Annotated in this window: 13 protein-coding genes; 5 read left to right on the forward strand and 8 right to left on the reverse strand. The window is 43.4% G+C overall.

The features are described 5' to 3' along the window. A partial coding sequence (gene priA / locus LDL18_RS04725) for a primosomal protein N' (protein WP_296507278.1) occupies positions 1 to 1,663 on the reverse strand: 1,663 nt, incomplete at its 3' end. A 126-nt stretch (positions 1,664 to 1,789) separates the two neighbouring features. Beyond that, positions 1,790 to 2,206 carry a hypothetical protein gene (locus LDL18_RS04730; RefSeq protein ID WP_296507280.1) on the reverse strand — a complete coding sequence of 139 codons (417 nt, stop codon included), beginning with the start codon at positions 2,204 to 2,206 and terminating at the stop codon, positions 1,790 to 1,792. 276 nt (positions 2,207 to 2,482) lie between these two features. Between LDL18_RS04730 and LDL18_RS04735 the strand changes: the two genes are divergently transcribed. After that, entirely contained in the window at positions 2,483 to 2,992 is a 510-nt protein-coding gene (locus tag LDL18_RS04735; protein ID WP_296507282.1) for a thioredoxin family protein, read from the forward strand. Here the strand turns inward: LDL18_RS04735 and LDL18_RS04740 are convergent. Next, positions 2,989 to 4,254 carry an adenosylmethionine--8-amino-7-oxononanoate transaminase gene (locus LDL18_RS04740; protein WP_365974748.1) on the reverse strand — a complete coding sequence of 422 codons (1,266 nt, stop codon included), beginning with the start codon at positions 4,252 to 4,254 and terminating at the stop codon, positions 2,989 to 2,991. The two genes, LDL18_RS04735 and LDL18_RS04740, sit on opposite strands and share 4 nt — an antisense overlap. Positions 4,255 to 4,320: 66 nt before the next feature. Here LDL18_RS04740 and LDL18_RS04745 point away from each other — a divergent pair, with 66 nt between their 5' ends. The 4 genes from LDL18_RS04745 to LDL18_RS04760 are packed head-to-tail and all read left to right on the forward strand — an operon-like array spanning position 4,321 to position 8,531. Next, on the forward strand, positions 4,321 to 5,529 hold the full coding sequence (locus LDL18_RS04745; protein WP_296507286.1) for an aminotransferase class I/II-fold pyridoxal phosphate-dependent enzyme: 1,209 nt from the start codon (positions 4,321 to 4,323) through the stop codon (positions 5,527 to 5,529). After that, positions 5,526 to 6,173 (forward strand): alpha/beta hydrolase, encoded by a 648-nt coding sequence (locus LDL18_RS04750; protein WP_296507287.1) that lies wholly within the window; start codon positions 5,526 to 5,528, stop codon positions 6,171 to 6,173. Before LDL18_RS04745 ends, LDL18_RS04750 begins: the two co-directional genes overlap by 4 nt. Next, a complete protein-coding gene (bioD, locus tag LDL18_RS04755; protein ID WP_296507288.1) occupies positions 6,170 to 7,597 on the forward strand; it encodes a dethiobiotin synthase in 1,428 nt (475 codons plus the stop codon). Before LDL18_RS04750 ends, bioD begins: the two co-directional genes overlap by 4 nt. A 10-nt stretch (positions 7,598 to 7,607) precedes the next feature. After that, positions 7,608 to 8,531, forward strand: coding sequence for a tyrosine recombinase XerC (locus LDL18_RS04760; RefSeq protein WP_296507290.1), 924 nt, complete (start codon positions 7,608 to 7,610; stop codon positions 8,529 to 8,531). Between the two features lie 4 nt (positions 8,532 to 8,535). Here LDL18_RS04760 and gshB read toward each other — a convergent pair whose 3' ends face one another. From gshB to LDL18_RS04785, 5 genes are all read right to left on the reverse strand, one after another. Continuing rightward, positions 8,536 to 9,486, reverse strand: a complete 951-nt coding sequence (gene gshB, locus LDL18_RS04765; RefSeq protein ID WP_296507292.1) for a glutathione synthase — start codon at positions 9,484 to 9,486, stop codon at positions 8,536 to 8,538. Positions 9,487 to 9,816: 330 nt separating this feature from the next. Continuing rightward, the gene (gene ychF, locus LDL18_RS04770; protein WP_012817597.1) at positions 9,817 to 10,917 is read right to left on the reverse strand and encodes a redox-regulated ATPase YchF; all 1,101 of its coding nucleotides are present in this window, start codon (positions 10,915 to 10,917) and stop codon (positions 9,817 to 9,819) included. A 48-nt stretch (positions 10,918 to 10,965) separates the two neighbouring features. Beyond that, on the reverse strand, positions 10,966 to 11,535 hold the full coding sequence (gene pth / locus LDL18_RS04775) for an aminoacyl-tRNA hydrolase (RefSeq protein ID WP_296507295.1): 570 nt from the start codon (positions 11,533 to 11,535) through the stop codon (positions 10,966 to 10,968). 74 nt (positions 11,536 to 11,609) lie between these two features. Beyond that, positions 11,610 to 12,272 (reverse strand): 50S ribosomal protein L25/general stress protein Ctc, encoded by a 663-nt coding sequence (locus tag LDL18_RS04780; protein WP_011241635.1) that lies wholly within the window; start codon positions 12,270 to 12,272, stop codon positions 11,610 to 11,612. A gap of 166 nt (positions 12,273 to 12,438) precedes the next feature. Continuing rightward, positions 12,439 to 12,978, reverse strand: coding sequence for a DUF177 domain-containing protein (locus tag LDL18_RS04785; protein ID WP_296507298.1), 540 nt, complete (start codon positions 12,976 to 12,978; stop codon positions 12,439 to 12,441). Positions 12,979 to 13,022: the final 44 nt, after the last annotated feature.

Below are 13,022 nucleotides of genomic sequence, written 5' to 3' on the forward strand. Positions count from 1 at the left end.
CATCGACCACCCCTACAACGGTTAATCTTGGGAAATGATATCCCTTGGTTATCAGCTGGGTGCCAATGATTATGTCTATGGCACCTTGATCCATTTTCTCAACAAATTCGGCGGCTTGTTTGGGGGTTGCTAATGTATCTGATGTAATGGTTTCAATGCGGGCTTCTGGGAAAAGCAAAGCTGCTTCTTCTGCGATTCTTTCGACTCCGGGGCCACAAGCGACAAGGCTATCGGCTGTTTGGCATTCGGGGCATTTATCTGGGACAGGCATCGTAAAACCGCAATGATGACAAATCATTTGTCCTAATTGACGATGCTCAACCATCCATGCGGTGCAATGGGGACATTTTATACGATGACCGCAATGCCGACACAGGGTGAGAGGGGCGTAGCCCCTTCGATTAAGAAAAAGCAGGCCTTGCTCATGGCGTTCTATTGCGCCAGTCAACGCCTTCACCAATGGCGGGGCTAACCACCGACCTTTAGCTAGGGCCTGTTCGGCCATGTTGATCACATGAATAGTCGGTAACCCTGCTGATCCATGGCGTTCTGCTAATCGTATTTCTTTATAATTCCCCAAACGCACCTGCATAACGCTTTCAATTGCAGGTGTTGCGGTTGCTAAGATAACAGGAATATTCTCGAATTTGGCACGCATGACTGCGACATCTCGCGCTTGATAACAAACCCCATCTTCCTGTTTGAAACTGGTTTCATGCGCTTCATCAACAATAATGAGACCTATTGCCTTAAACGGTAAAAACAAGGCTGATCGCGCGCCAATAACCACTTTGGCTTGGCCTGTTATAATCGCTTGCCAATTTTTTCTGCGGCGCGCTTGCGATAAATCAGAATGCCAAACAACAGGCTCACAGCCAAAACGCGCTTGAAAGCGTTTTAAAAAAGGCTCTGTCAAAGCAATTTCAGGTAACAATATCAGAGATTGTTTACCGTCACGCAAAGTCTGGGCAATCGCCTCAAAATAGACTTCGGTTTTTCCTGATCCAGTCACGCCATCCAATAAAAAAGTTTCAAAGCTCTTTTCCGCTATGGATTTTTTTAAGATTTCAGCTGCTTTTTTTTGTGTCTCTGAAAGAATGGGGGCATTAAAATCAGGATCGGGTAGCGATAAAGCTATCTCTAAGGGTGTTTTTTGTTCTGTTATCAAACCCGTTTTGATCAAAGCGCGAATAACGGCGGGTGATACTTCTGCCTTTTCTGCCAGTTCACGGACAGAGCCTTTTTCCCCTGAAAGTTTTTCTAAAGCCTTTTGTCTTAAAGGCGTTAATTTAAGCCATTCTCTTTTGGGGACATAATAATTCTTGATTTCCCTGCTTTCTATCGTTGCAGGTGAAAAAGGGATTCCCATACGAAGAACGGCACCCAAGGGTGCCATATAGTATGAGGAAACCCACTGGATAAATTTCCGATAAAAATGACTCGCTTCAGGCAAATCATAGATCTTGCTCACCGGACGTAGTCGGTTATCTGCGATCTTTACCTGACTTGAAACGTCCTCTTCCCACAGCATCCCTAATATTTGTCTGGGACCCAAGGGGATGCTGACAATCTGACCCGCGGCAACAGCTTGTTCTTCTGGCAAGCTATAGGTCAAAATCCCCAAAGAAGGATTGGTGGTCAAAACAGGGATGCGGCGTTTCACGTAAATTTGATCCGCTTAATAAAGAAAAGAGCATTTATATCTTTATGGCCACTCGATGCAAAAGCTTCAATCTTTATAGCAGATAGGCAGGCGTTCTTGCCTGCCTAACAGCCCTATTCCGATATCCTAGTAACATGCCCTCATTGAGACATAATCTCCAATATACGGGTCCCATTGCATACGGGTGTTACAATTGGCGTAGCCGCCGCCATAATAGCCAGAGTAACCGCCGTAATAGCCGCCACCATCATAATATCCCCGATTATAGGAGCCATTTGCAATAATCGCTCCCGTCATAAGGCCAAGCGCTCCCATACCAAAGGCTGCACCGGGGCCCCAACCACCACCACCGCGATGATGATGTCTCGGGCCGTCCCATCCCCCGGGGCCGCCACCCCAACCACCGGGTCCTGGGCCACCACCCCAACCTCCAGGTCCTCCTGGGCCGCCATGATGATGCGCTAAAGCTGGGGTCACAACGGTCGCTGTCAATGAGGAAGCAGCAATGGCTGCTACAAGTAATCGCAAGATATTTTTAAACATTACTGCCTCTTTTCCGGAACAGAATCCGATAACTGAACAAAGACCAGAATGGCATAATCACGAGCTTTGTTCCGATTGCAAACACTATATAATATAGTATGTGAATGGGCTTAGAATGTTCCGTTCATTCATAATTCAACTAAAAATATCTCTTTTTAAAGCTTTTGATGTATTTTAACCTTTTTGCTTTCTTCCCTTTTACAAGAGGCTTGTTTTTAATATTTTTTATTATAACCTCAGGTAATATTATCCGCTTTTGGCTTGAGGTGTTGCGATATGCGTCGTCTGATTCCCGTATCCTTGCTTATGTTCATGGCCTTTTCTCCAGCCAATGCGGTGCCAGCACCCAAGATCGCTATCTCCAATTTTGATCAACTGGCGCATCCCTTGCCTATGCCTTACAATGAGCGGGCACATGCTGAAAAAGCCGTTGCTGACGCTCGAGCCAAAGCCAAAAAAGCCAACAAGCTCCTTTTAATTGATCTTGGCGGCAATTGGTGTCCTGACTGCCGAATCTTGGGCGGCATGTTCGATCAGCCGGATTTAAAACGGTTTATGGATAAACATTATGAAATCGTTACGGTTGATGTAGGACGCTTCGATAAAAATCTGTCTATCCCCGCGCATTACGGTCTAAATGATCGTTTGAAAGGCGCTCCGACCTTACTAGTTGTTGATCCCAAAACAGACAAATTATTGAACCTGGGGCATGTCACGGCTCTGGCTGATGCCCGCTCTATGACGCCCCAGGCTATTGCCGACTGGCTGGCACAGTGGGTTCGCTAAATAGCTTGTGACAGCACATTGTAGATGGCTGCGGTTAGGCTCCGTAATTCTTTAGGTGTAATCGTAAAGGCTGGTGTCAGATAAACGATATTTCTGAAGGGGCGTATCCAAACATTTTGCTCCAATAATTGGCTTTTCAGCTTATTCATATCGTTTATCTTTTCCAACTCGACAACACCTACCGCCCCCATCACTCTGACATCCTTGACGCTAGGCAACGCCCGACAAGGGGCTAATTCGTCAGTCATCTGTTGTGAAATTTGGGCGACTTGCTCCAACCTGTTTTCTTGTTCAAACAAGTCCAAAGAGGCCAAAGCACAGGCACAAGCGAGGGGATTTGCCATAAAGGTTGGGCCATGCATTAACGCATGAATGGGATTATCCGACAGAAAACTATTAAAAATAGAAGTCGTCGCAACGGTTGCTGCCAAAGCCATCGTCCCCCCCGTCAAAGCCTTGGAAAGCGTTATTATATCTGGTGCGACATTTGCCTGTTCAAAGGCAAATAGGCTACCCGTTCTTCCAAAGCCGGTGAAAATTTCGTCAAAGATCAGAAGAAGATTATATTTGTCGGCAAAGTAACGCAGACGCTTTAAAACCTCTGGAGAATGGAACAGCATTCCTCCCGCACCTTGTATCAAAGGTTCAGTAATAATCGCTGCAATTTCGGTATGATGCTGTTCCAGAAAAAGATCAAAGCGCGCTATGCTCTCTTCGTCTCTTGGTAAATCAACAATGTAATGCTCTGGCAAAATCCCCGTGAAGAGACTGTGCATCCCTTCTTCTGGATCACAGATCGCCATGGTCGCCATGGTGTCCCCATGATAGCCCCCTCTAAAAGCTAATAGCTTCTTCCGTTTAGTGTCGCCTTTATTCAGCCAATATTGCATAGCCATTTTTAAGGCGACCTCGACCGCTACTGATCCAGAGTCACTAAAGAAAACGTGATTGAGATCATCTGGCAAAATTTTCGCTAGGCGGCTTGCCAATCGCAAAGCAGGCTCATGGACAATCCCGCCAAACATAATATGAGGCATTTCTCGAAGCTGTTCTTCAGCTTTTTTATAAATATAAGGATGATTATAGCCGTGACAGGCGGTCCACCATGATGCGATACCGTCTATCAGCTCTCGTCCGTCGGCTAAATAAATACGGCTTTCTTTTGTTGCTATAGCTGGAATTGGTGCAGTCATTGTCTGCATTTGCGTATAAGGTAACCAAATGTGAGAAAGACCGTCTTTCAACCAATTGGGATTATTCATTGTCACGACCTTAGCTAAGATTTTATCTATAGAATGGTAATAGGGCGGCTTGATTGGAATATTGTTATGACGTGTTTTGACCATCATTTTCATCAAGCCCTTATTGGTCTTGATCAAAAAAAGTTAAGACGGACGATATCTGGTATCAAGCCAGAAGAAGGCGCAATAATTAGCGCTCTTTCTGATAATCAGCTTTTATGCGATTTTTCTTCTAATGATTACCTTGGTCTTTCTTCCCACCCTCTTCTAAAAGAACGATCCCAGTTATGGTCAGACCAATTCGGGGTTGGCTCTCGGGCTTCGCGTCTGGTTTCTGGAACGCTATCGATACATCTTGAAGTCGAAAAAAAAGTGGCTCTTTTAAAAGGCAAGGAAGCTGCTTTACTCTTTCCATCTGGCTGGCAAGCTAATGCTTCAGTTTTACCCGCCTTATTTCGACTCTCGCTTGAACAAACGGGTCATAAGGCTCTTGTTTTTACGGACAAGCTAAATCATGCAAGTATCCATCTTGGATGCTCCGCTGCCGGTATTAAGCAAATCCGATTTCGCCATAACGATTTGCTTCATTTAGAACAGCTTCTAGAAAAACAAAAACAGGTAAATGGACTCCGCTTTATTATAACCGAAAGCGTTTTTAGTATGGATGGCGATCAGGCAGACATCGGAACGCTTCGTCAAATCGCTGATAAATATAATGCCTTTCTATATGTGGATGAGGCCCATGCAACAGGCGTTCTCGGAGAAAATGGCAGAGGGCTTGCTGGGGGCGCTAAGGGGGCTGATTTGGTTATGGGAACCTTTAGTAAAGCGTTAGGGTGCTTTGGAGCTTATATTGCAGGATCCACGTTGCTTTGTGATTGGCTTGTGAATAGCTGTTCTGGATTTATTTATAGCACAGCTATACCGCCATCAATGATTGGGGCAATGGATGCGGCTTTGGATATTCTTCCGACTTTGTCAAAAGAACGCCAACAACTTACTGAAAGATCGGATCATATCCGAAAAGAATTCCAATCTATGGGGTTAGATACTGGCTTATCTTCTACCCATATTATTCCTGTTGTGATCGGTAATAATGAAGCCACTTTGTTGGCTGCGCAAAAATTAAAAGACAAGGGTATTCTTGCTATTGCAATCCGTCCTCCAACTGTGCCGCTTCATGCTGGACGTCTTCGCTTCGCTTTAACCTCTCTTCATAACGACGCCATGCTAGAACATCTGAGTCGTGTTATGAAAAAATTAGCAGCTGAAATACACAAAGGATCTTCGGTATGAAAATCCCTCGCTTTCTCTTTGTGCATGGATGGGGATTCGATCGAAATTTTTGGGAACCTGTGCGGCAGGCTATGGGGCAGCATAACGGCGATAGCCTTGATTTTGGCTATTTTGGCCAGTCCAAGTTAGAGTATGATTGGTCGCAGCCTTTTATCGCCGTAGGGCATTCCCTTGGCTTCCTTTGGTTATTACAGCAACCTCTTGCCGCTTGTATTAAATTGATTTCGATTAATGGATTTTCCCGTTTTTTTGCTGATCCTGACTGGCCTTTTGGAGTGCCTCAAAGAGTGACCAAGCGGATGCAGCTAGCACTTCATAGAGATGCAAAAAAAACAGTTGATCAATTTTATAAGACTTTAGGATTCTTTAATATCTCAGAAAAACGATATGATCTCGCTGCTTTGGATAATGGTTTGGAATTTTTGATGACGCAAGACAATCGCCGTATTGCAAAGAAACAGGCGCATAAAATAGCCATTATGGCCAGCGATCAAGATCCCATCGTCCCAGTTTCTTTGACTAAAGCTTGTTTCCTAACATCTACGCCTATTCGTTGGAATAAAAACGGCGGCCATTTACTCCCGATTACAGACCCCAATTTCTGCGCTAATTTTATTCGTGATGTAGTGAAATGTATAAAATGAAGGATAAGTCGCGAAAAAATCAAATTATAGAGCGCTTTGGAAAGGCAAGCGCTTACGATCAAGCTGCATTTGTCCAAAAAATTGTTGCTAAAAAATTAGCTGAGAAAATCAAATTAACTTTCCCGAATTCTACATTTTTACCAATTAAAATATTAGAATTTGGTTGTGGAACTGGCTTTTTGACAGAAGAACTTACTCGTCTTTTCCCAAAGGCTGAGATTACTGTCTCAGATATTTCTCCTGCGATGCTAGCACGAGCAAAAATAAAATTTGATCCTCTTAGTAATGCTCTCAATTTTCAAGTGTTAGATGGCGAAAATCTTCCCCAATATCCTTTCTATGACTTGATTTGTTCCAGCCTTAGTTTGCAGTGGTTTACTGATAGACAGAAAGGGCTACGCCGTCTTATTGAGCAGCTTAACCCCGATGGTCAGTTGTGGGTTTCAACTTTATGCGAAAATAGCTTTCATGAGTGGCGACAGCTATACCATCAGCGAAGCTTGCTTTGTCCTATAATGGAATGTTCTTCAATAAGTGAGCTTCAATCCGATTGGCCCGCTTCAGGGCAGGGCGAATGGACATCTGAAAAAATTATCGACTATCCTCAAAGTGGATTTACCTTCCTTCGCCATTTTAAAAAAATAGGAGCCTCTCTACCGCAGGAGACTATCCCCCCATTATCTGTATCTAAATTGAGGACTCTTTTAAAACTATTTGATCAGGGAGAGAAAAAGATTACCTATCATGTAGGCTATGGCTCTTTTCGAAAATCATCAAGAAAAGGTGTCTTTGTAACGGGCACAGATACCGGTATTGGAAAAACATTAACAGCAGCATGCCTTGTTAAGGCTTGGAAATCTTTTTACTGGAAGCCATTTCAGACAGGTTTATCGGAAGAAGAGGGTGATAGTGTAGTCGTTAAACGATTGGCTAAAATCTCTGATGATCAATTAATTCCCTCGGCCGTTACTTTGGCCGCGCCATTATCACCTGAAGCTGCCGCAAAACAAGAAAATCGCATTATAACAAAACATGATATTCGTTTGCCTTCCTTAAAGGATAACGAAATTTTAGTGATTGAAGGTGCTGGTGGTTTGATGGTGCCCATCTCACCCGATAAAATGATGATTGACTTTATTCAGGATTGTCAATTGCCTGTTATTTTGGTGGCCAAAAGCGGGTTAGGAACAATTAACCATACACTTCTTAGTTTGGAAGCACTCCGTTCTCGGAAAATTCCGATAGCAGGTGTCATTTTAAGCGGTACCGAAAATCAAGAAAACAGACAGGCTATCGAAAAATATGGTAAAGTCTCTATCCTAGCAGAAATACCATGCCTAGATCAGGTTAATCCTGAGCGGATCGAGACGGTTGCGCGTAACATCCCTGCTTTTGATACCATTCATCCAAGTATAGATTGCTGAAAACTGTCTAATGAAAAACAAGAATTGGTTTGAAGACAGTCATCCTGCGCGGTTGCTGGTTACGCAATGGGAACAATATTTGCAATTCTCATTGCGGCGTTCGCCTCATAGTATTCGGGCGTATATGGCCACTGTCCATCGTTTTATTAGCTTTCTTGGAAATCATCGCGGTGATTTAATTGATAAAAATACGCTCCAAAAAACTGATATTGCAGAAATCCGAGCTTTTCTAGCTTATCGTCGTCAATCCGGCCTAGCTAATAGTTCTGTCGCTCGCGAGATTTCAGCGATACGTGCTTTTTTGCGCTTTATAGGTCTAGATCCCATTCCGGCTATAAAAGGAGCAAGGGTAAAGAAAGGCATCCCAAGACCTTTATCACCTGAAGACGCTGTCGCTTTAGCAAAGGAAGTCAGCGAAGAGGCTTCAGAACAATGGATAGAGGCGCGTGATTTAGCCTTGCTGCTTCTCTTATATGGTTCTGGTCTTCGGATAAGCGAAGCGCTTAATTTGACCTGTGATATATTACCCCTACAGACGACTTTAAGGGTTGTAGGTAAGCGATCTAAAATACGCATTGTGCCTTTGCTAGAAAAAGTAAAAAGAGCAATGGAAACCTACATCCGGCTTTGCCCTTATGCTTTTTCTGGAAGTCAGCCTTTTTTTAGGGGTGCGAAAGGAGGCATTCTTTCAGCTGACGTCCTACGGCGGACAGTCCGCAAGGCGCGTTACCACCTTGGTCTTGATATCAAGGCAACACCGCATGCGTTACGTCATAGCTTTGCATCTCATCTACTGGGGCGGGGGGCAGATCTCCGTAGCTTACAGGAGTTACTAGGCCATGCAAGCCTCTCTTCTACGCAAATATACACAGCAGTTGATGCCGCTCGTTTGCTAGATGTTTATCGGGCGGCACACCCCCGCGCCGATAAATAGCATCTTATAGGCTTTTGATTTTATTTTCGATTTTATCCCATATCATACCGGCAACATCACTACCGTTAAAACGATCCATCGCAACAATGCCAGTCGGAGATGTGACATTTATTTCTGTCAGATATCCTGCAATAACATCAATTCCGACAAATAGGAGGCCTTGCTTTGCTAATTCTGGCCCTAAAATCTGACAAATTTCTTTTTCTTTCTCAGTAAGAGAAGCCGCCTCGGCTGTTCCTCCGACACCTAAATTAGATCTAATTTCACCCTGACGGGGGATTCGATTGATAGCGCCCGCCACTTCCCCGTCGACTAGAATAATTCGTTTATCGCCCTTACTAACATCTGGGATAAAAGCCTGTGCCATATAAGGTTCTCTCCAGACTTCGCCAAATAATTCTGACAGGGCGCCAATATTTTTCCCGTCATGGCCGATATAAAATACAGCGGATCCAGCATTACCATAAAGGGGTTTAACTACGATTTCATGATGCTTCTTATGAAAAGTCCGTAATTGTTCGACATCGCGCGTAATCAATGTCGGTGGCATGAATTGAACGAAATCCAGAACATATAATTTTTCAGGCGCATTTCTTACAGCCGCGGGATTATTAACTACTAAAGTTTTATTCGTTATGCGTTCAAGCAAATGGGTGGCTGTAATATAAGCAAGATCAAAAGGGGGATCCTGCCTCATTAAAACAACATCAATATCACTTTCTAAATCAATCTCTTCTTCAGGCTCCTCGGTATAATGAGAACCTTGAACCGCATTCACTTGAATGGGATGCGCTTTTGCAACGACCCGACCTTCTTTATAGCTGAGATCTGAAGCCAGATAATGCCATAATTTATAACCACGTTTTTGAGCTGCTAGCATAAGAGCAAAGGAAGAATCACCCGCTATCTTAACAGATTCCAAAGGGTCCATCTGAACCGCAACTTTAAGATGCACCGTATATATCTCCCAAAATTCAAAATCTCTTATAGAGAATTGCCTTTCAGGCTCTTTTATTTCAAGCCATTAAATCGAAGATTATAGCTTCAGTATCGAAACCATAAGAATTATTTTTTAATTTTAATGAATTTTTTGGAGAAATTTACAAAATTTTTTGCAAAAAATAGCATGATATTTTATTTTGAATGGCAAAAATAAAATAATTCGAATTAGTTATTTTATTAAAAAATATATTCATTCCCAAGGAAATCAGTTTTTCTTGATTTCCTTGGGTGTTTCCTAACCGGATTAAATACTCTTTAACTAGAAATAGTGGTGTAAAAGATTTTAGACATTGAAGCGGAACAGCATGATATCACCATCAGTAACAACATACTCTTTGCCTTCTTGACGCAGCTTCCCTGCTTCACGAGCTCCAGCATCACCACCACATGCAATATAGTCATCAAAGCCGATAGTTTCTGCTCGAATAAAACCGCGCTCGAAATCTGTGTGAATAACGCCAGCGGCTTGTGGTGCTTTTGCGCCCTTTGTTATAGTCCATGCACGAGCTTCTTTTGGACCAACCGTAAAAAACGTAATAAGATCAAGCAGGTCATAGCCAGCACGAATAATTCTACCTAGTCCGGTTTCCTTTAATCCTAGGTCAGACAAGAAAACAGAGCGGTCTTCAGGTTCCATTGTCGCTATTTCAGATTCAATTGCAGCCGAAACAATGACAGCTCTTGATCCTTCAGCTTTTGCGCGTTCAAAGATTTTTGCAGAAAATTCATTGCCTTCAGCTGCAGCAGCTTCATCAACATTACATACATACAAGATCGGTTTTGCTGTAATAAGCTGTGCTTGAGCAAAATGACGCTCTTCATCTACATCTTTAGGTTGTGTCAGACGCGCCGGCTTCCCATCACGTAATAAATCAAGAGCTTGCCCCAAAACACTGGCAGCGACTTTCGCCTCTTTATCTCCGCCTTGAGCTTTTTTTTGGAGGTTGGGAACTCTTTTCTCAAGACTCTCAAGATCCGCTAACAGTAATTCTGTTTCAATTATCTCTGCATCTGCGACTGGATCAACTTTGCCTTCGACATGAGTAATATCATCGTCTTCGAAACAACGTAACACATGAACGATAGCATCAACTTCACGGATATGCCCTAAAAACTGATTTCCTAAGCCTTCACCCTTTGATGCGCCTCGAACAAGACCTGCAATATCAACAAAGCCTAACTGCGTTTCAACAACGCGTTGAGAATTAGCAATCTCTGCAATTTGGTTCAAGCGAGGGTCGGGTACAGCAACCTGGCCGACATTAGGCTCAATGGTGCAAAACGGATAGTTGGCCGCCTGAGCTGCCGCGGTTTCTGTCAGCGCATTGAAAAGGGTTGATTTCCCGACATTTGGCAAACCCACAATACCGCAACGAAAACCCATATCTTTATCCTTCTATTTTAATTCCGTTTAATGGATACAAACCATAGCTTAGGACTGACGACGTAAAGCAATTTCACTCATAAAACGGGCATCGTCATCATTTGCTAGCCACGGAATCGCTTGATTTATAGCATTTAACATGTCGGCAAGACTGTCTGTTTCACTTTTAGCAAAATTGCCAAGAACATAATCATGAACGCGAGATTTCTCTCCTGGATGTCCGATACCCAATCTTACCCGCCGAAAACTTTGTCCTATGTGAGCAATCGTAGACCGAAGTCCATTATGCCCAGCTGCCCCGCCGCTTTTTTTTACCTTAACCCGCATAGGAGCGATATCTAATTCATCATGAAAAACTGTTACATCTTCGGGCGTTAATTTATAAAAACGCATGGCTTCACCAATCGCGCGTCCGCTTTCATTCATAAAAGTGGCTGGTTTCAAAAGCAGGATACGTTCTTGATCAATTTGGCCAAGGGAGACTTGGCCTTGAAAAGCTTTTTTCCATGGCGCGAAGGATCTTTCGCTGGCTAGCATATCAACTGCCATAAAGCCTACATTATGCCGATTAAGTGCGTAAGATGACCCAGGATTACCAAGGCCTGCCCAAATCTGCATTCTGTTCTACCTAGAAAATAATATAAAAATATGAAGAAAAATCCGCCTGCCGTATGACAGGCGGATCATTATCCTTATTCAGATTTTTCAGCTTCTTTCTTTTCAGCAGAAGCTGCGGAAGCTGCAGCAGCAAGAGCTGCATCGGCTTCGTCATCAGCATTGCTTTTCATGCCTGACGGTGCAATCACCGTCGCTGCCGTTGATTCATGTTCATCATGAGCCAATTCGGCACCTTCTGGCAGCTTAATCTGATTCAGATGAATAGAATCGCCTACTTCAAGGCCAGCGACAGAAACAACAATTTCTTCAGGGATAGCTGTCGCTTTAACTTTAAGCTTCAGTTCATGATGAATAATGTTGAGAACCCCACCAAGCTTGATGCCCGGTGATTTTTCTTCATCAACATAAGAAACTGGAATAGCAACTTCGACCAGACTATTTGCACTAACACGCAGAAAATCTACATGCAGTACTCGATCCGTTACAGGATGGAACTGAACATCTTTCGGGATGGTCGGTAATTTTTGACCATCAACATCAATGGTAACAACAGAGTTCATGAAATGGCCAGTGTTTAACATTTTAAACAAGGCAATATGATCTACCGTGATACCCATTGCAGGGGTTTTATCACCATAAATAACAGCAGGAACGAGGCCTTCGCGACGGATAGCGCGGGAGGCTCCCTTACCAGCCCGGTCGCGCTTTTTAGCCAACAGATTGAGCGTGTCGCTCATGTTAGTCTCCAAAATTTTAAATTAGAAAAAGCGGGTCGCCTCCAGGGATGATCGACCCGCAGAAAGGCTCATAGAGGAGGACCTCCTCTCGAGCAAGCCGCTATACAAAGAAAACCACTTCTTTCGGGCGCTATTATTCAAATTCTTCAGGAAAACGGATAAATTTTTATTTGTTTGCTGTTTTTGCGTTCAGCTTTTCTAATATTGAGAATGGCGAGGCCTTCTCTTCTGGCAAGACGCCAGCTTTTGTTAATATCTGATCGGCATCAGGATGGCGGGGAAACGAGGGAAGAACGAGGAGTAATGTTTCGGCGACAGCTTCGCCCAAGTCGATCCGACTGTTGCTATAGAAAACAGTATCACAATCATCGGGTGATAGTTCTATTTCTTCTTCGAAGTCTTTTTCAGATTCTTCTGGTTGAAATCTTAAAGCAAAGTCCTCATCAACCATTATCGGTAAGGGGAAACCTGTCGCAGAGCAATTTTGGATGACAGAAGCTTTTATTCTACCATGCGCAACAACTGTTGTCCCCTCACGATAGAAGTCAATATTCGCTTGGAGTGAATCTATCACTTTCAACGAAAAGCGTTTAGCTAAAGCCGATTTTTCTATATCATTCGCCCATAAGCTGACATGCTGTGCTTGCTCGCTAATTTGATTTAGGTTAAAAATACGCGAAAATTCAGGGGATACGGATGTATCCATCGGGAAAAAAAAAAAAAAAGGAATGAAATATCTGTTCGATTAGG

This window comes from Zymomonas sp., from assembly GCF_020216885.1.
Taxonomy (GTDB): domain Bacteria; phylum Pseudomonadota; class Alphaproteobacteria; order Sphingomonadales; family Sphingomonadaceae; genus Zymomonas.